Consider the following 21538-nt stretch of genomic DNA (forward strand, 5'->3'; position numbering starts at 1 on the left):
GGCCTTTTATATTACAAGACTATCTGCGGATGCTGCCCGACCATTCCCTCAGCACTCTGTCCAGCTCTTCTCCACGGATCGGCTTGGGGATAAAGTCCTGCATCCCTGCCCGGAGGCACATCTCTTCATCTTCCTTCCGGGCAAAGGCAGTGGCGGCAATAATCACCGGGGACAGCCCCATCGCCTCGCGGATCTGCCGGGTCGCTTCAATTCCGTCCATGCCCGGCATCTGAATATCCATGAACACCAGATCATAATGCCGGGACCGTACAGCTTCCACCGCCTGCTCCCCGTTCACTGCCAGGTCAGAGGTGTAGCCGCGCTTTTTGAGAAAAGTCTGCAGGATCTGCTGGTTCACCGGATGATCCTCCGCGACAAGGATAGACAACGGGCCGTATTGACCCTCGGGATGATCCAGATTGAAGATTCCGCCCTTATACTCCTGAGTGGCAGCAACTCCTGTCAGCAGTGCTTGGCCCGGCTCCTCCACCGAATACATCACGCCGATGGTGAAGTAGAATTCCGAGCCCTCCCCTTCGACGCTGTTCACACCGATAGCTCCGTCCAGCAGCTCGACCAGCTTCTTGCTGATCGCCAGCCCCAGTCCCGTCCCGCCGTACTTGCGGTTGATCGAAGGGTCCAGCTGGGAAAAGGACTGAAATAACAGGTTCTGGCTGCCCTGCGGAATGCCTATACCGGTATCGGTTACCGAGAACCTCAGAATCAGTGAGCCCGGCTCCCCGGCAGCCTCCAGCTTCACACAGACGCTAAGCTCGCCTTCTTCCGTGAACTTGACCGCATTGCCGACGAGATTCACCAGCACCTGTCTCAGCCTGGTTTCGTCGGTGATGATAACAGCCGGAATACCCGGCTCAATATGGCTGCGCAGAATTAGCCCTTTCTCCTGGATACGCGGATAGAATAGCTCACATACATTTTGAACAACCTGCCGGATATCGACCGGCTGAAGATCCAGCGTCATCATACCGGATTCAATTTTGCTGAAATCCAGCACCTCGTTGAGAATATGTACCAGCGCGGCACCGCTTTTATTGATAATCTGGGTGTAATACTGCTGTTCCTCCGTAAGCTCCGTTCCCGACAGAAGATCGGCCATCCCGATAATTCCATTCATCGGCGTACGCAGCTCGTGGCTCATAATCGCCAGGAACTCCGACTTGGCCCGGTCAGCCTTCTCCGCAGATTCCTTGGCACGCTCCACGGCCTTCTCCTCGGTGATATCCCGGAAGACCACCACAGCCCCCTTATGCTCTCCGTTATCATATAGTGCCGTCATCCGGTATTTGACCAGGAAGCTGGAGCCGTCCTGACGCCAGAAGATCCCTTCCTGCTCCTGCTCATAAGAGAGCTTGGTCTTGAGCAGCTCCGCCAGCGTCCGGTGTCCCCCGGGATACAGCTCACCGTCCATCCAGGTCTGCGCTATCGTATGCAGCTTGATATTGCCGGCCAGCTCACCCGGGTTATATCCGAGCATGACCGACGCAGCGGGGTTGATAAATACAGTCTCCCCCTCCAGATTCATGCCAAAAATCCCCTCAGATACAGAGTTCAGGATCAGCGCATGCTCGTAGCTAAGCTTCTCGATCTGCTCCAGATACCGCTTAGGCTCTGTAATATCACTGGTAATGGCGAATACGCCGACCACTTCAGAATCAATGAGCATAGGGACATAAATCATCCCTACCTCCACCCTCTCGCCGTCGTGACGGATCACCCGGGTATCGAAGGTCTGGGCCATGCCTCCGGCTGCCGCCAGAAACCGCATATTCACATGCTCCAGCTCATCCTCTTCAATAATCTCACAGTAACTGGAATGCATCAGGGTCTCCCTGCTGTATCCTGTCAGCTGCTCCAGACTGGCATTCATTGACTGTATGTATCCCTGCAGATCCATGGCACTGATGGCAGACGGGTTATATTCGAAAAGCGACTTATACCGGTTCTCGCTCTCACGCAGCTGCTCCTCCATACGCTCGCGCTCGGTCACATCCTGCACCATACCGCGGATCAGCTGAACCTTACCGGAGGCATCCAGGATCACCTCCCAGTGTGCGTAGAGAGACTTACGCTCCTCACTACCCTTCACTCTGAAAATCGCCTCGCCCTTAGACCCGGACTTCAGCGTATAATGCAGCTCTTCGCGCAATCTGTCCAGGTCCTCCGGCACTACACAGTCAAACAATTGAGCATAATGAATCACGGTATGATTTCCGCAATTCCCGCCTAATTCAAAGATAGCCATCAGCTGGCTGGAGGCGATCAGCTGCTCATGTACGGAATTCCATTCCCAGGAGCCCATTTGTCCCAGCTCCTGCGCGGCAGCCAGCATATCTTCAACCTTCTTCCGCTCGGTGATATCATGGGCAATCGTCAGGATCTGCCGCACTTCACCTTCACGGCCCCGCACCACCTGAAAGGAGCTCTGGGTCCAAAGATAATGGCCGTCCTTATGCCTGACCCTACGTGTAAAGGTGTCACTGTCGGAGTAGAGCTTCCCCGGCTCGGTCATTTCCAGCGCATCCGCTTCATGGTAATATTCCGTTTTGTTGCGGCCGATCATTTCGCTTGCCGGATAACCCAGCAGCGATTCGACTGACGGGGAGACGTAGCGCAGCGTTCCATCGGGATCGGCGAATGAAATCATATCCGGGGTGTGCTCCGTAATCAGCTCGAAGAGCTGGTGATCTTCCTCTATCTTCTTCTCCGCCATCTTGCGCGCGGTAATATCAGTCATCTCCGCAACCAGATGGGAGGGACTTCCAGTCTGTTCATCAATGATCAGAAAAAGATGCAGGGCAACCCAGAGCATCTCACCATTCTTATGTACGAACCGCTTGTCGGTATCTACAGCCATATCAGGACTGTTTATTAAAGCATTCATAATCTGCCCGTGATCCAGGGTATACCCTTCATCCGGAAAGACGATATCCTGGTAACGCAGCTCCTTGAGTTCGGTCTCGGTGTATCCAAACATCCCGCAAAGCGCAGGGTTGGCCATGAGCATAGTACCATCCGTAATGGCTACTGCCGCATATCCTATTGAGGACCGCAAGTACAAGTGCTTAAATAGTGTGTCGGACAAAGCTAGAGCCTCCTCTGAGAAAATGGGGGACATAATTTAGTAACATTATACCTTTATTTCGGAATTTATGCTCCAGACCTAAAGTCCCGCTAATGAAGATACACAGGGCAAGCTTGCCGCTGGAAATGTGCATATCCACACACAAAATAACCCCACAAAGCCATCCATGCCGCTGACGCGGCACCACAGAAAATGGAAATGGGGAAGTAAAGTTATTTCCAGGGTAGGCTTCGCAGTATTTTGGTACATGAAATAAATAATTTGGGTGATTGCCGGACTGGGCGTCTCTTATATTGCCAAAAAGACACCTATTCTGCTGATTGCGGACTGAGTGGCCGTTATTGGGTCTAGACGAACCGAAAACAAGAGCAAATAAGTTAGTTAAAAGCACCTCAGTCCGCCGAGCGTGCAGAATAGCCCAAACGTCTGAAATAACGGCCTCCCAGTCCGCATGGATTGCAGTAGCATGGATGATGTATGGCTGCGATAGGCAACAAAACTACTGAATTCTACGTACGTACCCAAGACTTTACAAAATAACCCCACAAAGCCATCCATGCCGCTGACGCGGCACCACAGAAGATGGAAATGGGGAAGTAAAGTTATTTCCAGGGTAGTGGGGCTTTAGCGTAGGTGATGACTCAGGTACTTTGCGGGGACCCCAAAACATATAAATTCTACAAGTGGAAACGATACCGTCCTTTTAAGGACGGTATCGTTTCAGCGAGAAATAGAAGGATACTTTATCGTGTGCAACATATAAAGTCTTATATTTTCAAAAAAACCGCCCTGGTCACTTTCATGACATCAAGGCGGCGGTTATAGGTTAGTCCAGTCTCCTGCGCGGTAGCCAGAAGGCACAGAAGAGTACCAGCGTCAGCGATAGACCGGCAAGCAGCCACTTGCCGTTATCCCATGGCTCTTTAAGCAGGCCGAATAGGTAAAAGGGCCCGGTCAGCTTGCCCTTGGTGGTGAAATCCAGCAGGTACCAGGAGAATCCGGCAATATATCCAGCCGAGAGGTTACCGGCCAGAAGAGTGGCCGTCAGACCGGCTGACCCGATCACAATGGCGGTGATTGCCGTCCCTCCCACCATCGGCCACAGCTCAAAATCTGCGCCGCTTCCATGTATCCATGTGAACAAAGCAGCAACTGCAAGGAAGATATAGAGAGCGGTAAGCAGCCAGCGGAACAGAAACAACGGAAGATGACGTACCCGCTTGGCATACAGTACCTCCTGGATGCCTCCATCCTCCAACAGACCTAGATGAGGGTAGACTATCAGTCCCAGCAGGCTGACTAGGAATTCTCCCAGCTTCGCAACCTGGAGCCTGTCCATTAATACAGGGTCTATGAATATCGGTACGGCTGCCAAAAGTACCGCTGACAACAACCAGGAATAATGCACTGTCAGCTTGAGGTTGTAGCGGGCGAGCGGAGCGATGATCTGCCGGCTCATCTCAGTGCTCCGGGCGCGGAGACTGCAGGAGTCCGCTTCGTCTTTTTCCTGCCAAGTGACTGTGCCGAATCCAGACGGCTGCGGTTTCTTTCCCAGAGCCAGGCTGCTCCGGCGGTCAGAAGAATGGCCAGCAGCAGATAAAAGCTGCGGTTAAGGGCAATCTCATCTGCCCAGCCCTGATACAGATTATAGTCATTAGGTGAATTGAAGCGGATGAACAGCCGGTTCAGCCCATAGGAGCCCATAAGCGGCAGTACGGATACGAACCACCAGACGATCTGCAGGGCGATCGGCACAATGCCCCGGCGGAACAGCATGGAGCCGAACATCCCGAAGGATACCGAGATCCATAGGGTGGGCAGCAGCCACCAGGCCGTATAACTGAGAAAGGTCCCTATGGCCTGCGCCGTCTGACCTGTAAGCCCAAGCGTATCCACCGTCTGCCAGCCCCCGATGACAGCCAGAATGAGGTAGACCAGAGAGAGCATGATCCCTTGGGCGATAAACTTAGACCCGACATATACCCACGGGGAAACCCTGCGGCTGTAGATCAATTCATTCATCCGGCTGGAACGGTCCCGCAGCAGCAGGAAGGCAGACAGAAAGACCGGGAAGATCCCTGCCGGCAGTGACATATAGTCACTGAAGTAACGTGCGGCTCCGGGCAGCAGTTCCCCCCCGTCCACCTTCGCATTATACTCCGCAAGCTGCGCTTGCTGTGCCTTCATGGCTTCGTCTACAGACGTTATAGCATAACCGTAGTTACTCAGCCCTTGCTGATACATACTGCTTCCGCCCAATTCGCTGTTCAATGCCTCAGCGATCTGGTAAACCTCATCCATGGTATATTGGCCGGGGTCCTTCAGGACTTTATCCAGCTGCGAGATTGCAGCAGTGAAGGCCGCCTTCTCTCCCGCATCCAGCTCCACCTCCATCGGGAAGCCCAGCCTGAGCTTCTCACCGGTTCCCGCATTCAGATCCCGCTGCATATGAATCTTCATCTGTTCAGCCAAGCTGCGGGTATCCCCCGGAGTAGCCCAGCCGTAATAAGGCTGTTCCGCAATCCCCATATTCTGCGGCGTATTTATTACAGGAGGGCCGAGCTCTCCCCAGGTCTCCTCCGTAGCATAAGAAGTGAAATAGAAGAACACGCTGGCGATCACAAACAGATAAAATACCAGGCTGCGCAGCGTCATGCGCATCTCCTTGCCAATCAATGCCATCATACGAACGATTCCTCCCTGCGCATCAGGTGGAGATATGCATCTTCGATGGACGGTGCGGTCTGCTGCGCCCCGGCAAAGGGCTGCTCCCCGGCCAACACCCGGACCCGCATGCCTGCACCCTCCGGCACGGCCGACAGTACCGGGAAGCGGTCGCGGTCCCGCTCCCACTGCGCCCGGTCCAGCTCAGCGATCCAGACACGGCCGGCCGCAGCGGCGGTAAGATCGCCTATTCTGCCGTGATACCGCAGACTTCCCTTTTGCAGTACAGTCATCTGCTCGCAGGTGGACTCCACATCTTCAACGACATGCGTGGAGAGGAGAACGACTCTCCCTTCGGCGAACCGTCCCAGCAGCCGCCGGAACCGTATGCGCTCCTCGGGGTCCAGCCCCGCTGTCGGCTCATCGACGATCAGCAGCTTTGGCTCATGCACCATGGCCTGGGCTACGCCCAGCCGCCGCTTCATCCCGCCGGACAGCGCCTTGACCTTCGTCCGGCGCTGCTCCATAAGGTTCACTTGCTCCAGCAGATCATCTATTCTCCGCTTCCGCCCGGAACGGCCGCCTATCCCGGACAGCAGCGCAAGATAATCCATAGCCTCATAGACAGTCATTCCGGGATAGAAGGCAAACTCCTGTGGCAGATAACCGACCATCTCACGCACCCGGGCTTTATCCTGCAAGGGAACCCCGCCTATCTCTACCGTTCCTGAGCTTGGCGTTAATAGGGTGGCGAGCAGCCGCATCAGCGTAGTTTTGCCTGCCCCGTTCGGCCCCAGCAGGCCGTGAATGCCCTCGCCAACCCGAAAGCTGATATCCTGCAGTGCCGTCTTGCTTCCGTAAGTCTTGGTCAAATGATTAATGATTAGCTCCATTTCATCTCTCTCCCTTTCCTGCAACTCCCGTTCAACCGTCGTTCTCCAGACCCCACAGCAATTCAAGCTTCTCGATCAGCAGACCTGCTGTAATCAGAAGGAGCGACAGCGCAACACAAAGCCACTGATCCACCTTACCGATCCAAATCATCAGGGCGAATATGGCTGTAACGATTGTGATGCCTGAGACTGTAAGAATTTGGCGTCTGGCCAGCACCTTGCGGTTATGCAGCACTCTCTGTGCTTCACGCTTGTCGTATTCCAGCAGACGGGCCTTGCGGTAGACCTCATCCAGAAATAACTGTTCCTGTTCCGTTGACTTCACAATCCCACTCCTCCTTCTCGTAGATCTGCCTCAGCTTCTTGCGCGCCCGGTGAAGCAGCACCTTGAAGCTCACTTGATTCCGGCCCATCACTGCGGCCGCCTGTTCATAAGACATCTGTCCCACATCCACCAGATAGACTGCCTGTCCGTAATCGGGCTTCATCTGATGCAATCTTCTTCGCCATTCCACATCCTCTTCCCGGATGATAGCCAGCCGTTCAGGATTCCCCTCATCCGGGTTATGTACGCTGCTGCTCTCCGCCGTATACGGCAAGCTCTGCTGCCTTGCACGCTTACGGACCGAGTCAATGCTCTTGTTGCGGAGAATGGTAAACAGATAGGTTTTGAAGGATGCCCGGTAATCATACTTCTCCGGGTACACCAGCAGATAGGCGAAGCAGTCCTGCGCCAGATCCTCGGCGGTATGATAATTCCCGGTCAAGTGGTACGCAAACCGCACAGCAGGCTCCCGGTATTGCCGGACCAGCCATTCAAACGCCTCCCGGCTCCCTTCCGCGAACCTGATTAGCACCGCCTCTTCAATCAGCAGAGAAGCCGCCGCCTCATCCTCCGTCACCTGATCCACTGCCACAAGACCTTCTCCTCGCTCACTTTCGCTCCCGTTCGTCTCACACGCCTCCTCTCCTGCTCAGCCGTCTATTGCTTATTCGTTCAAGTAAGGCAAAAGGTTACAGTTTGTCCGTGAAAAAGAACAAAATCACCCTAACGGGTGAATGATGCTGATACCTCATCGCTTTCTGGTGACACACATTCAGCCCATATGCCTTTTTGGCTACACCTTGTAGCCGGTTTTCGCATACGTTCTGAAGTGTTTCTTCCTTTCCTGGCGGTGCTCCGCCTATCTCTCGCCAATTCTGAGAGTTTTCTTTCACGGACTGCGGAGCATGGGGCCCATCCCTCTTCGCGGCAATACATCTTACTATCGCAAAAGAAAATCATAATCTACTAAATAATAAAAAACGGTTCAACCATCCTTACTGGCTACACCGTTTCATAAAACTTGCAGAATATTCGACAAATATCTTCATTTGAAGGCATAATGATTCAATACATACAAAATGGAGGATTCATCAATGCAGAATTTTGTCCACTTATCTGAAGGTTATTTAGATTATTGTCAATATCAGAAAAGATTAGATTCCAAAACACTGAAGGCATATAGAATTGATATTGCGCAGTTATTACAGTATATCAAAGGGAGCGATGGCTGTTTAAGTAAAATAAATCTGTCAAATTACGTGATTAGCCTTCACAATATTTTCAAACCCAAAACCGTAAAACGGAAAATCGCCAGTATCAAGGCATTTTGCAACTGGATGGAGTATGAGGAATTCATTGCAAGCAATCCATTTTCAAAAATGAACCTGAAATTTCATGAGCCGCACATCCTACCCAAAACCATACCACTGGATGTAATAAAAACTTTACTTCAGTCAGCGTATCAAGAGTATGAAATGAATCATAAATCTCCTTATAAGATGGCTACCTGCTTGCGTAATATTGCCGTCTTAGAGCTTTTATTCGCAACAGGTATGCGTGTTTCCGAGCTTTGTTCATTACAATCGGATAACCTGAATCTGCCCGACAAACAAATCCGGATCTATGGCAAAGGTTCAAAAGAGCGGATGATTACCATCAGCAATTCTGACGTACTCTCAGCATTACATAGATATAAACTGGCTTATAGCGAGCAAATTGAAAATGTCGGATTTCTCTTTGTGAATAGACTTAACCATCGCCTTTCAGAGCAATCCGTCCGATTCATGATTAAAAAACTCGCATTAAAGGCCAAGGTGCAGCAGCACCTAACGCCACACATGTTTCGGCATTCCTTTGCAACGCTATTATTGGAGGAAGATGTGGACATTCGCTACATCCAGCAGATATTAGGGCATAGTTCAATAACAACAAGCCAAATTTATACACATGTCTCAACCAAAAAACAGAACGATATACTCAGTCTTAAACATCCGCGAAATCGTGTTTCTATCAATTCATAGGAACTACAGGTTATGCCAGCTTCACCCTGCTTTTATTGCTCTTTATGAAGGATAATTACATATTATCCTTCATCTATGAATATAGTAACACGGTATTTTGTATGATTCACTAATTTTCCCAATAAAACGACATATTTTTACTTGTCAGGGAGGGGAATATGTCTTTTTCTTGTCGAAAATTAATTATGCAGCAGAAACGCAAAAAATAACCCTTCCGAAGAAGGGCTATTGAGTAATGCGGATGCGGTCAAGAGGACTCGAACCTCCACGATATTGCTACCACTGGCACCTGAAGCCAGCGCGTCTGCCAATTCCGCCATGACCGCATATTATGTAATTCAGTGATTCAATCACCGTAATTAAGAATATACTCTCTTTGGCGGGGAATTGCAAGCATTTTAATATTTATTTCTGCAGGGTGGTCATCTTCAAGCCAATACCTTGAGCACATCCGAGATCTTCCGCTGATGCGACAGCACACCGTAATTCATCCAGGCCATGAAGTCCACCTCGTATACACAGCGGTTGCGCACCGCAGGCAAACCTCTCCAAAGCGGGGTATCGAGCAGTTCCCTGCCTTCGCCCTCCTGGAGGTCAAAGGTAATGAACAGATGATCTGCGCTCAAGCCAGCCAGCTCTTCAGAGCTGAGATTCACACGCTTCTGTCCGCGGGTAAGCTGCCGGACCAGGGGATGCCGCTCTAGTCCCAGATCATCGTATAGTACCCCCGCTGCATAGCCCAGATGCTCGCTCCCATACAGGGTAATCCCGCAGGCGGAAATCCGCAGCAGAGCTGCCGTCTGCCCCCGGACACTGCGGCTGAGCAGCCGTCTGGCCTGGCGGGCCTGCTGTTCATATTCGCTGATCACCTCCTGCACCCGTCCCGTTCTCCCGAAGACAGCCGCTGCGCTGCGGAGCGTGGCACGCCAGTCCTCCTGGTAGAACGGAAGCCGGAACAGCGGGGCGACCCGTCTGCATTCCCCGAGCTGCCAGCGCTGGAAGCCGTCATCCAGCATGATCAGCTCAGGCGAGTAACGGCTGAGCCCGTGCCAGTCTCCGCTTGAGATATCGAACGCCGGTACCTGATCCAGCCCGAGGTATTCCTGCTTGCCCCACTTGGCATGGCAATACTGCACAACCGGAGTAATGCCGAGCGCCAGCAGATAATCCTCCAGAAAAGGGGCAAATACCCGGACGCCCTCCTGATGGAGGCTTCTATATTGTCCGGGAGTCACCCCTACCGTTCTTTTGAAGCGCCGGTTGAAATAATACTCATTGCTGTAGCCCGCAGCAAGTGCGACCTCATGCAGCCGGTCCCGGGTGAGCAAAAGCTGCTGCTGTGCCCGTTCAATACGCAGCCCGTTCAGGTGCTCCAGAGGAATCCGGCCGGTAATCTCTCTGAAGATCTGCGTATAACGCGCACGCCCGATCCCGGCAATCTCAGCTAATTGTTCAACAGTTAACGGTTCACTGCAATGCTCTTCCATATAACGGATTGAATCTTCCACGGCCTCACGGTCGTCCTTAGGCTTCAGTACCGGAGCATTCGCCCGCATCAGCAAGAGCAGCAGCTCCTGGAACCGGGTCTGGGCCGCGAACCATTCCATATCCTCCTGGCGCTGGAAGCTATAATAGATGGAGTCCAGCAGCAGGGCACACTGTGAGAACGGCCGGCAATCCAGATATCCCGGAAGGAGTAAATATTCTCCTTGTCCCTCCTGTCTCTTGTCGCCGGTAAGAAGCTTACCCTGCCCTGCCGGGATCAGCCTGAACTCCAGCTGGTACCAGCTGATCCCCTGCTCCCCGGCCTGAATCCGGTTCAGCGATCCGGCTTCGATCAGGAACCCGGCCCCTTTTTGCAAAGAATATCTTCTGTCCTCTGCCTTCAGCCACCCCTGCCCTTCGGACACAATGATTAGAGTACGCTCCTGATAGACTGCGGTCTGATCCTTCCGGGACGAGGAGCGTGTAACTACTTCTATATTCATCAGGCTGTGGAGCAGCCTTCTCTTGGTGTGTTCCTGCAACTGTTCCGTCATACTGCCGCCCCTCCTGACTGAGAATCATTATCATAGACTCAAGTGTAAAACAAAAAAGAAGATCTATCAACCTTGCGGATAGACCTTCTTTTTGCTCATAGTCTCACTATCATTCATCGCTGAATTACTTCACCATTACTTTAAGCAGATCATCCAGCTTCATCTGATTGGCTGTAATTGCGCCCGACTGCCAGTGGGAACGCTCCATCCGGTAGATGTTGCCGTTCTTCACCGCAGACAGGTTCTTCCAGAGTGGCCCGTCCAGCATCTTAATGGCTTCCTGGTTCATCGCACTGTCCCAAGCGCCATTGTCAGGGAATATAATGATATGTTCCGCCTCAAGCTCCGGGATAACTTCTTCAGAGATGATCGCCTGATAGTCCGTCATCTCGGCAGCCATAAGGACAGGTGTCAGACCGAATTGATCATAGATCATGCCGGTATAGCGGTTTTTGACTCCAAAAAGAGCAAAGGTCTTGTCCGCAACATTCAGCCGGATCACCGCCACCTTCTCCTGGCCCAGCGCCTGCTGCAGCGCGGCTTTGCCGTCCGCGACCTTCTTGTCGTAGTCCGCGAGTACGGACTTCGCCTTATCCGGGATGCCGAGTGCCTCTGCTATGGCTGTCAGGGTCAATCTCGAATCCTGGAGCACAGCCTCCGGCAGGCGGTAGGTAGGCGCTACCTTGGAATATTGCTCATACCGCGCCTCATCCGCTCCGCCGTCGGCAATGATCAGATCCGGGCTTTTCTCAAGCAGGGCTTCAATGCTTCCGGTAATATCGTATTCCGGCACATCCAGATTCAGATAATCCTGCTTGCCCCAGCTTGGATGGTACCATTGCACAACCGGGGTTACGCCGAGCGCCTTCAGATAATCCTCCACATAGATACCCGCCACCCGCTGAGGGTTGGCCGGAATTTCCACCTCCCCGAATTCCCCGGTTACCGTCCGTGTTGCTCCTTCTGAAGCTGCCGCTCCGCCAGTCTCCGCAGGAGCTGCGCTGGCAGCCGCCGTATTCCCTGTCTGGACGTCCTTGCTGTCCGCAGCTTTATTATTCGTTCCGCAAGCCGCGATAGCGGACATCGCCAGGATCAGTACTGCAGTCCAAACAATTTTCTGGCCCCTATTGTTCATGTCTCTCTTCACTCCTGTGTCTAATTTCATTGATAATCATTCTCAGATGATCTTAAACACAATAGTAGCATGCCATGATCAGCTTACAATGCACTTTCTCTGCGAAAATCTTATACAAACTTGTCACGCCCCGCCCCCATACCGGCTGCGAACAGCAGTAAGCTTGCTAAGGCAAGCAGCGCAAGCGGTACATTCCAGCTCCCCGCAGCATCATGCAGCAGGCCAAACAGTGCAGGTCCTGCCGCCGCCAGCAAATATCCGGCAGACTGTGCCATCCCTGACAGCTCGCTGGCCTCCTGTGTGGTCCGGGTGCGCAGGCTGAAGAACATCATCGCCAGACCGAAGGCGAAGCCCCCGGCAATCCCTATGCAGATAGCCCATAATGCCATCAGCGCAGTACTGCCCAGCCAGACGCCAAGGATGCCAGTGATAAACAGAACCGAAGTAATCACCACCGGCAGCCGCTGGTTCTTCATCCTTCCCACCCAGAGCGGTACGAAGAAGGTGAACGGCAGCTGGGCCAGCTGCATCAGCGAGAGAATCCAGCCGGCATGGCCGGCAGACATCCCCCGCTCCCCGAGGATCACCGAGAACCAGGCGATCAGCACATAATAGAGCAGGGATTGCAGCCCCATGAACAGCGTAACCTGCCAGGCTAGCGGGGAGCGCCAGACCCGTGCCGCTGAAGAGGAGGCAGTGTCTGCCTGCCCCGCGCCCAGACTCTTCAGCTGCGGAATCCAGAAGATCGTAGCCAGTGCAGCAATCATGAACCAGAGCGCCAGCGTCCCTCTCCACCCCAGCCCCGCACGGGTGGCCAAGGGAACACTCAGCCCCGAAGCCGCCGCTGCACATATGTTCATGGACACGGTATAGATTCCGGTCATCAGACCGATGCGGTGCGGAAATTTACCCTTGATCAGTCCCGGCAGCAGTACATTGCAGACGGCAATCGACAGACCGATCATCGCCGTACCTGCGAAGAAGGTTACCGTGCCGGAAGCCGAACGGACCAGAATTCCCATGGACAGCGTGAGCATGGCCAGCATCAGGATATTGGGCAGTCCCAGCTTGCGTGCAAGCCGGGGCGCGAACGGTGACAGCAGGGCAAAAGCCAGTAAAGGCAAAGTCGTAATCGCTCCCGCCAGAGTATTAGACAACCCCAGGTCATCCCGGATCATCTTCAGCAGAGGTCCGACGGAAGTGAATGGAGCGCGCAGGGCAGCAGCCACACAGATGATTCCGGTGACGAGCATCCAGCGGCTGCGGATATGTGCAGCAGATGCGGACAAGGCCGGGCTTGTCCTCTTGTTCTTTTCACGGCCGGACTTCATGTTGTACCTCCAGGATCGCAGCAAAACACCCGTCAAGCCTGGAGCTTGTCAGGGAATAGCCGCTATATGTATTACACCCTTCAACCCAGGCGCATTATTTCATTATATCATATCGCTTGCCGGAGCAGTCTCCCGGAGCCAGAAAACAACCCCACAAAGTGGTCTTTAGCTTCGAAGATAATTCAGATACTTTGCGGGGGCTCCAATCTTAAAAAAACCGCCGGTCAAGTGACCGGCGGCAGTGCAGCAGGTGAAACAGAATTAGAGACAGAAGGATTTCGTGATGATTACGAGCAGGATGAACAGAACCAGGATTGCGCCTGTGGAAGTGAAAACTCCGCCGTATCCTCCAACATTTTCGCCCATGTTAACTCCTCCTTTATACCTGAATACTGTTAAAATATGTATAAACCATACCCTTGGTATGGGTTAAACGGCAATCAATTCCGCAGTATATTTCAATTTTTACGATTCTCACCGTTGACAAAACATGTAACCATCTTTAGTATCCTAAGCAGAAGGTTTAATTGAGAATCACTCTCAGTAACCAGATACATAACCTATTACAGAAAAGAGTGAACAAGAGATGCTGCGTCGTTTTTTCTCCTATTACCGTCCTTATAAGAAGCTGTTTGTCCTTGACTTCACCTGTGCGGTGGGTGCGGGCCTGCTGGAGCTTGCTTTTCCGGTGGCTGTCAATAAATTCATTGATGACCTGCTGCCGGGCCAGAACTGGTCGCTGATTCTGATTGCCTGTGTCGCCCTGCTCGCCATCTACGCCTTGAACACGGCAATGAACTATATTGTCACCTACTGGGGTCATATGCTGGGGATCAATATTGAGACCGATATGCGTAAAAAAATGTTCAACCATATTCAAAAGCTCAGCTTCCGCTTCTTCGACAACAACAAAACCGGTCATTTGCTCGGCAGAATAACCAATGATCTTAACGATATCGGCGAAGTTGCGCATCACGGGCCGGAGGATGTATTCATTGCGGTCATGACGCTGGTCGGCGCCTTCTTGCTGATGGCAGATATCAATCTCAAGCTGGCGGTAATCACATTCATCATCGTGCCGATTATGGCCTGGGTCATTATTTATTTCGGACGCAACATGACGGACACTTATCACCGCTTATTCGGCAACGTCGGGAATTTCAACGCCCGGATTGAGGATAATGTCGGCGGAATCCGCGTGGTCCAGTCTTTTGCCAATGAAGAATTCGAGAAAGAGCTGTTCGCTGTGGATAACCAGAAGTTCCGCGAGACCAAGCTGATGGCGTACAAGCTGATGGCCAAAAGCTTCTCGGTCAGCTATATGATGACCCGTCTGATTACTGTTGTGGTGATGGTATGCGGCGCCTGGTTCTTCATTCAGGGCGAACTTGCAATCGGTGAATTCGTCGCCTTCATACTGCTGGCTAACGTCTTCTTCCGGCCGATTGAGAAGATTAATGCGGTTATTGAGAGTTATCCGAAGGGAATTGCCGGATTCAAACGGTATCTGGAAGTCATCGACACCGAGCCGGATATCGCTGACAAGCCGGATGCGGCAGAGGTGGATTCGCTTCGCGGGGATATCTCCTTCAGCAATGTCAGCTTCGGGTATGAAGCAGAGCGGACCGTGCTGAAGGAGATCAGCCTGAAGGTAAATGCCGGGGAGACCATCGCTTTCGTTGGCCCTTCCGGTGCCGGGAAAACCACGATCTGCAGCCTGCTCCCCCGCTTCTACGATGTAACCGGCGGCGCAATCTCTATCGATGGAATGGATATCCGCGACATGAAGCTGAACTCGCTGCGCAAGCAGATCGGGATCGTACAGCAGGATGTGTTCCTCTTCTCTGGCACGATCCGCGAGAATATCGCCTATGGCAGACTGGATGCCGGGCTTGATGATATCTGGCAGGCGGCCCGCCAGGCTCATCTGGAAGAGCTGATTAACAGCCTCCCAAATGGGATGGAGACTGTAATCGGCGAACGTGGCGTGAAGCTGTCCGGCGGACAGAAGCAGCGGCTGGCTATCGCCCGGATGTTCCTGAAGAATCCGCCGATTCTGATTCTGGATGAGGCTACCTCGGCACTCGATACCGAGACTGAAGCAGCGATCCAGCAGTCACTGGCCGACCTGTCGGTAGGCCGTACCACGCTGGTCATTGCCCACCGCCTGACGACGATCAAGAATGCCGACCGCATTATTGTGGTGAATGAGGACGGCATCTCCGAGGAAGGCCGCCACGAGGAGTTAGTGAACGCCGGAGGCACCTACAGCCGCCTGTATCAGGCGCAGTATAATGCTTAGAATATCGAAGAGTTAAGTGCAGAGCAGGAATCTAGCAGCTGGTTATTGCTGGTCTATATACAAATGAAACCCTTCCGTGACGCAACCTTAGGCTGCGCGGAAGGGTTTTTTGTTCAGATAACACTCGACACTTCGGATAGTTGCGACACCAGAACCGTTATGTGCAAATCTTGCTCAGTTTTTCCCGTCTTACGGACTCCAGAGCGCTTATTGCCCAGATAAATGTCCGAATGAGCACGTTTTCAGGCAAATAACATCTCTGGAGTCCGTTAGCTACGCAAAAACAGGTTTTTTCGCCGAATAAGGTCACTGGAGTCCACATGGCTCCTGACTTAGTAGAAACCAAGTGTCACCGGCCTGGCTTATGTCTTATGCTGCTCCAGCTTATTTCTTGGCAATATGACATTTCAGCAGCTTGCCTTTGACCGTAGTCTCCTTCATCGTCTGTAGTACAAGCGGTCCCTTACCGTTCAGAATATCGACGTAGGTCACGTTATCCTGAATCGTGATGATCCCGATGTCCTCAGCCGTGATTCCCTCAAGCTTCGCAATGGTGCCGACAAAATCCACCGCGCGGAGCTTCTTTTTCTTGCCGCCATTGAAATACAGCTTCATGATATCCTGGTTCATGACCTCGGTTTTGCCCGCTTTGCGGACCTGCTGCTTGCCCAGCTTCTGGTCGAAGGCCGGTTTGGCATAGGCCACTGCATCGTCCGACGGAGCCTTCATGACCGGCAGGCTGAAGCCGATATAGCCTTCGATTTCTCTAACCCATTTGTGTTCATTCGGCGTCACGAAGGTGATCGCTTTGCCGCTTTTACCTGCGCGGGCGGTGCGGCCGGTACGGTGGACGTAGCTCTCTTTTTCCAGCGGGATATCGTAGTTAATCACATGGGTGATGTTCTCGATATCAATTCCTCTGGCCGCAACGTCGGTGGCAATCAGATAACGGAACTGGCCGCGCTTGAAGGCATTCATTACCTCGAACCGCTCGTCCTGCTCCATGCCGCCGTGGATCTTGTCCACCGGATATTCGAGGTCAGCCATCCCGCGGAAGAGGGCGTTCACCTGCTCCTGGGTCCGGCAAAAAATAATACAGCTATCCGGGTTCTCCACCGTCAGCAGATCGCTGAGCAGCCCGAACTTGGCAGCTTGGACAACCTCAATCAGTGCATGCTCAATCGATGCTGTCGTAATTCCGCTGGCTTCAATCTCAATATCCACCGGCTCCGTCATATATTTCCGGCACAGATTCTTGATTACTTCCGGCAGTGTCGCCGAGAACAGCATCGTTACACGTTCCTTGGGCAGCTGCTTAATAATCTTCTCGATCTGCTCGATGAAGCCCATGCTGAGCATCTCGTCCGCTTCGTCGATCACCAGATACTGTATGCGGCTCAGGTTCAGCGTACCACGCTCAATATGGTCGAATACACGGCCCGGCGTGCCTACAACGACATGCGTCTTCTGGGTCAGCTCCAGCTTCTGCGGGGCGAACGGCTGCTTGCCGAACAGCGCTACCGCCTTGATCCGCTTGAAACGCCCGATGTTCGTAATATCCTCTCTCACCTGCTGGGCCAGCTCCCGGGTGGGAGTCAGCACCAGCGCCTGGGGTTTGTTCTCCGCCCAATCGGCCAGCTCGCAGAGCGGGATGGCGAATGCTGCGGTTTTGCCGCTGCCGGTCTGGGACTTGACGATCAGATCCTGCGCCTTCAGCGCCACCGGAATAACCTTCCGCTGCACCTCTGTAGGGTCCGTGTACTTCAGAACCTCCAGCGCGCGGATAATCTCCTCATTCAGACCATAATCACTAAACTTCACTTGTACTTCACTCATTATCTACTCAACCTCTTCTATGCTGATTGTTCCGGTGGGGGCGGGACCTGCCCGCGTTCCATCATTCTTGCGCATACCTTCATTATAACAGCTACTCCGCCCCTTGATTCCATTCCTTATAGAATTGCTCCAAAAAACTAAGCATAAACTGATGCCTCTCCTCCGCAAGCTGCTTGCCGTAAGCGGTGTTCATCAGATCCTTCAGCTTCAACAGCTTCTCATAAAAATGGTTGACAGCCGTCCCTTTGGAATAATCCCGGTATTCCTGCTGCAGTGATTCGTCACGCGGAGGGATCGCCGGATCGTAGACCGGCCGGCCCTTGGCTCCCGAAAAGACCATAGTCCGCGTGATCCCGATAGCCCCCAGGGCATCCAGACGGTCCGCATCCTGGACCACCTGCCCTTCCAGCGTTGACATGGGCTCGCCCCCGCCGCCGCTGAAGGACATTGTGGCGATGATCTCCATAATATGCTTACGCGCCGCTTCATCCGGCAAATGTCCGTCCAGCCAGTCACTCACCTTGAGGAGCCCCGCCTCCTTGGAAGGATTCAGCTTCTCGTCTGCTACATCATGCAACAAGGCGGCTATGGTACAGATTACCACATTGGCCCCTTCCATTCCGGCAATCAGGGCTGCCGTATTCCGCACCCGGCTCAAGTGAAACCAGTCATGTCCGGTGGTGTCCTGGCCTAATTGCTCCTGCGCAAAATGCTCCGCTGCTGTGATCAGCTCTGTATCATTCATCATGATTGCTCCTTCGCGATAAAAAATGTTACTCTTGCGCCGCTGCTCCCCATCCGCTATAATGTGCTGTAATCCAGCCGGAAGGGAATTGATTCCTATGAACCGCTTGTCCATCATAACGAATCAGCTTCATCATCACAAGCAGCGTTAGCACACCTGAATTCATTCAGGGAGGGCTAACGCATTTCGCGTTCGACCTCCCTGCGGCATAGATAAGCGCGCAGGACCATGAGGTCCGGCGCGTTTTTTATTTTACTGGAAACTATAGAACAAGGGAGCTGCTTAGGATGCAAAATATTAAAGGAACTTATGATTATTTCGGCCGCGAACAGGCCATCCGCCAGAAGGTACGGACTACGCTGCAGGAGCTCTTCGAGCTGTACGGCTTCGAATCGATGGATACCACTATGCTGAATGAGCTGGAGCTGCTGACCTCCAAATACGCCGGAGGCGATGAAATTCTGCGCGAAATGTATCAACTGGCCGATCAGGGCGGGCGCAGGCTGGGGCTGCGTTACGATCTGACGATTCCTTTTGCCAAGGTGATTGCCTTAAATCCGGGGATTGAATTCCCCTACCGCCGGTATGAGATCGGCAAGGTATTCCGGGATGGTCCGGTCAAAAAAGGCCGCCTGCGCGAATTCCTGCAATGTGACGCCGATGTCGTCGGTATTGCCGGACCACAGGCGGAGGCAGAGCTGATGCAGCTCGCCGCAGAGGTGTTCCGCAGACTTGGGATTCCGGTGGTGCTGAAGTGGAACAACCGCCGCTTCCTGGGCGAGATCCTGGGGGCAGTAGGTGTGCCGCAGCAGGAGCAGCTCTCGGTGATGCTCACGCTCGATAAGCTGGCTAAGATCGGCAGCGGCGGGGTTCTGGGTGAACTGACGGACAAACAGCTAACCGCTCAGACGGTTACGCTGATCTCGGAGCTGCTGGAGCTGCCAGACCCGGGGTTCCGAGAACTGGTAGAACGGTATAAGCTGGACGGGCAGCCAGGCACGCTCGAAGTGCTTGCCTTGCAGCAGCTGGTGGATGCGGTTGGACTTGCGGATATGTGCGTCTTCGATCCTTTTTTGTCACGCGGGCTGTCATTCTATACAGGGACTGTATACGAAATCTTCGATGCCACAGGCGGCTACTCGTCCAGTCTGGGCGGCGGCGGGCGGTATGATGCCATCATCGGCAAGCTTGTCGGGCGTGAGGATATTGAATACCCTACCGTCGGGATCTCCTTCGGTATGGAGTCGATCATGGCACTGCTGGGCGAGCGCCCGGCAGATACGGCGGACCGTTCCGGCGTGCTGATCGTTCCGATCGGCGGATATATGGCACAGGCGCTGGCCGCCGCAGCTAGCCTGCGTTCCGCCGGTATCCGGACCACGGTGGACAGCGGCTTGCGCAAGCTCAAAAAAACGCTGGCCACAGCTTCAGCCAAGGGCATCCGCTACGTGATCATGATCGGAGAGAGCGAAGCTGCGGAGCTGAAGCTGCGGCTGAAGGATATGGAGCTGGGGAGCGAGGAACTGGTTACGGCGGTGGAGGCGGTTCAGTTGATTTCGATATGATTCTGGTGGGGCAGCCCAGGATGAGTTATATCTCTCCCCTGGGCTGCAGCGGTTAAACTCAGAAAAGTACGCATTGTTGTATTTTTTGCAGGAATACCAGCAGTTCAGCAACTGAGGAACATACATTGTTGTATTCTGTACAGGACTTCCTTAAGCATGATGTTGAGGAACGCACAATGTTGTACTTTGTGCAGGATGCTGATTAGTCGTACTCAAAAAATGCCGCCTCCTTACGCAAACTGTGCTTTACTCTATTATCACAGGTTCAATTCTCTTGAACAAAAACCTGGAGTCCGCCAGATACTCTCTAAGATAGGCCAGCGCATACGGCTGTTCCTCCCGTAAGCTGGGGAGTTCGTCCGGATTAGAGATGTGATGGCTATAGTTTCCGATCATGATCTTGACAAAGAAGCATTCCAGCTTCCGTTCATAATCAGGCTCCAGCGCACGGACGCTGCTATATCCTCGAATCAGGCTCCTGCGCTGCTCCGTGGAGAGCTCCAGCAGAGCAGCGGCCAGATCATGGAGGTAGAAGCCGTAGCCGCAGAGGCCGAAATCGATGGCACGCGGCTTGCCTTCAGCGAACACCACATTCCCGCCGTGCAGATCACCGTGGATCAGGCCATAGCTGCCGGGGTCCGGCGTCATAGCATCGAGTTCACCAAGGATTCTTATAGCAGCCGCCTGATAGAGCGCCCATGAAGCTTGTGACACCATAGCCGTATGATACTTCTCCAGCTTGTCCCATTCCTTGCGGAAGCTGTCCGCTCCCCAAGCCGGACGGGTGAACTCTGCTGAGGGAACAAACTGTTCACCCGCTTCATGCATCCCGGCCAGCATAACGCCTACAGCGTATAGCTGCTCATCCGGCAGATTGCCCGCTGAATGCTCCCCTTCGACCCAGCGCATCAGGGTGACATAGTTAAGCTGCTGCGCTTCACCGCCAGCTTCACTTCTAGTCTCCAGGATATAACTGCCGCTTGAATCGGGCAGCCCTTCGGGAACAATCAGGCCTGCTGTCTGACTGAGATGTCTGAGCCATTCCAGCTCCGACAGAATCTCCTCCCGGCTGCAGCGTTCGCCATGTATCCGCAGCAGCAGCTTCTGCTTGTTTTCCGTCTCAATCTTGAACGTGATACTATCGGATTCCTTGATATATTCAATTTTTGTCCAATCTAATTCGTATGCCTTGAGCGCCTGGAGTACTATATTCCTTGTTGCTGCTTCTATTTTCATCTGCCTGTCTCCTCCTATGAATGTCTACATTCATTATAGGGTCGGCGGTGGCGGCGGACATAGATAATAGACAGGTATAACCTGACTTTTGCACAAAAAGAAAAGGCTGCTCCAAAAGTCATGACGCGACTTTTTAGGACAGCCCTCTTCGTTAAGGGTGGATCAGCATGAGTGGATGAGTGCTTGTATGCTTGTGTGGACGCTGCGATTGTATTTTCTGCAATAGATTATGATTTAATCGGTCTAAAAACTCATTCTGCTGTATTTCATACAATAGATTTCTGCATATATGCTCCAAAAGGCCGCCTGTGCAAAATTCTACTGTACAGAGTGCAGTAGATGC

General features: G+C 53.0%; 16 protein-coding genes and 1 tRNA gene. 3 read left to right on the forward strand and 14 right to left on the reverse strand.

Going from position 1 to position 21538, the window contains the following annotated elements:
- Positions 1-19: 19 nt before the first annotated feature.
- From MKX42_RS22820 to MKX42_RS22845, 6 genes are all read right to left on the reverse strand, one after another.
- Positions 20-3103, reverse strand: coding sequence for a PAS domain S-box protein (locus MKX42_RS22820; RefSeq protein ID WP_340754829.1), 3084 nt, complete (start codon positions 3101-3103; stop codon positions 20-22).
- Between the two features lie 826 nt (positions 3104-3929).
- Entirely contained in the window at positions 3930-4562 is a 633-nt protein-coding gene (locus MKX42_RS22825) for a hypothetical protein (RefSeq protein ID WP_340754831.1), read from the reverse strand.
- Positions 4559-5788: an ABC transporter permease gene (locus MKX42_RS22830; RefSeq protein ID WP_340754833.1), complete on the reverse strand. Its 1230-nt coding sequence runs from the start codon at positions 5786-5788 to the stop codon at positions 4559-4561. Before MKX42_RS22830 ends, MKX42_RS22825 begins: the two co-directional genes overlap by 4 nt.
- Complete coding sequence (locus tag MKX42_RS22835; RefSeq protein WP_340754836.1) at positions 5785-6660, reverse strand: ABC transporter ATP-binding protein; 876 nt, start codon at positions 6658-6660, stop codon at positions 5785-5787. The genes MKX42_RS22830 and MKX42_RS22835 overlap by 4 nt, the downstream gene beginning before the upstream one ends.
- A 31-nt stretch (positions 6661-6691) precedes the next feature.
- Entirely contained in the window at positions 6692-6985 is a 294-nt protein-coding gene (locus tag MKX42_RS22840; RefSeq protein ID WP_340754837.1) for a hypothetical protein, read from the reverse strand.
- A complete protein-coding gene (locus MKX42_RS22845; RefSeq protein WP_340754839.1) occupies positions 6948-7577 on the reverse strand; it encodes an RNA polymerase sigma factor in 630 nt (209 codons plus the stop codon). Before MKX42_RS22845 ends, MKX42_RS22840 begins: the two co-directional genes overlap by 38 nt.
- 502 nt (positions 7578-8079) lie before the next feature.
- On the opposite strand from MKX42_RS22845, the gene MKX42_RS22850 reads away from it, so the two are divergent.
- The gene (locus MKX42_RS22850) at positions 8080-9006 is read left to right on the forward strand and encodes a tyrosine-type recombinase/integrase (RefSeq protein WP_340754842.1); all 927 of its coding nucleotides are present in this window, start codon (positions 8080-8082) and stop codon (positions 9004-9006) included.
- 242 nt (positions 9007-9248) lie between these two features.
- Here the strand turns inward: MKX42_RS22850 and MKX42_RS22855 are convergent.
- From MKX42_RS22855 to MKX42_RS22875, 5 genes are all read right to left on the reverse strand, one after another.
- Positions 9249-9332 (reverse strand) — tRNA-Leu (locus tag MKX42_RS22855).
- A 102-nt stretch (positions 9333-9434) separates the two neighbouring features.
- The gene (locus MKX42_RS22860) at positions 9435-11045 is read right to left on the reverse strand and encodes a helix-turn-helix domain-containing protein (protein WP_340754844.1); all 1611 of its coding nucleotides are present in this window, start codon (positions 11043-11045) and stop codon (positions 9435-9437) included.
- 124 nt (positions 11046-11169) lie between these two features.
- A complete protein-coding gene (locus MKX42_RS22865) occupies positions 11170-12180 on the reverse strand; it encodes an ABC transporter substrate-binding protein (RefSeq protein ID WP_340754846.1) in 1011 nt (336 codons plus the stop codon).
- Positions 12181-12290: 110 nt separating this feature from the next.
- A complete protein-coding gene (locus tag MKX42_RS22870; RefSeq protein WP_340754848.1) occupies positions 12291-13511 on the reverse strand; it encodes a CynX/NimT family MFS transporter in 1221 nt (406 codons plus the stop codon).
- Positions 13512-13772: 261 nt separating this feature from the next.
- Positions 13773-13877, reverse strand: a complete 105-nt coding sequence (locus MKX42_RS22875; RefSeq protein ID WP_218639650.1) for a YjcZ family sporulation protein — start codon at positions 13875-13877, stop codon at positions 13773-13775.
- 220 nt (positions 13878-14097) lie between these two features.
- Between MKX42_RS22875 and MKX42_RS22880 the strand changes: the two genes are divergently transcribed.
- Positions 14098-15813, forward strand: a complete 1716-nt coding sequence (locus MKX42_RS22880) for an ABC transporter ATP-binding protein (protein WP_340754849.1) — start codon at positions 14098-14100, stop codon at positions 15811-15813.
- A gap of 384 nt (positions 15814-16197) precedes the next feature.
- On the opposite strand, the gene MKX42_RS22885 is transcribed toward MKX42_RS22880, so the two are convergent.
- Both MKX42_RS22885 and MKX42_RS22890 read right to left on the reverse strand, forming a co-directional pair.
- Complete coding sequence (locus MKX42_RS22885) at positions 16198-17649, reverse strand: DEAD/DEAH box helicase (RefSeq protein ID WP_340754851.1); 1452 nt, start codon at positions 17647-17649, stop codon at positions 16198-16200.
- Between the two features lie 91 nt (positions 17650-17740).
- Positions 17741-18394, reverse strand: a complete 654-nt coding sequence (locus MKX42_RS22890) for an HD domain-containing protein (RefSeq protein ID WP_445669384.1) — start codon at positions 18392-18394, stop codon at positions 17741-17743.
- 287 nt (positions 18395-18681) lie between these two features.
- On the opposite strand from MKX42_RS22890, the gene MKX42_RS22895 reads away from it, so the two are divergent.
- Positions 18682-19959, forward strand: a complete 1278-nt coding sequence (locus tag MKX42_RS22895; protein ID WP_340754854.1) for a histidine--tRNA ligase — start codon at positions 18682-18684, stop codon at positions 19957-19959.
- Between the two features lie 246 nt (positions 19960-20205).
- Here MKX42_RS22895 and MKX42_RS22900 read toward each other — a convergent pair whose 3' ends face one another.
- On the reverse strand, positions 20206-21195 hold the full coding sequence (locus MKX42_RS22900) for a phosphotransferase enzyme family protein (protein ID WP_340754856.1): 990 nt from the start codon (positions 21193-21195) through the stop codon (positions 20206-20208).
- Positions 21196-21538 lie beyond the last annotated feature (343 nt).

Source organism: Paenibacillus sp. FSL R7-0204, assembly GCF_038002225.1.
Classification (GTDB): domain Bacteria; phylum Bacillota; class Bacilli; order Paenibacillales; family Paenibacillaceae; genus Paenibacillus_AQ.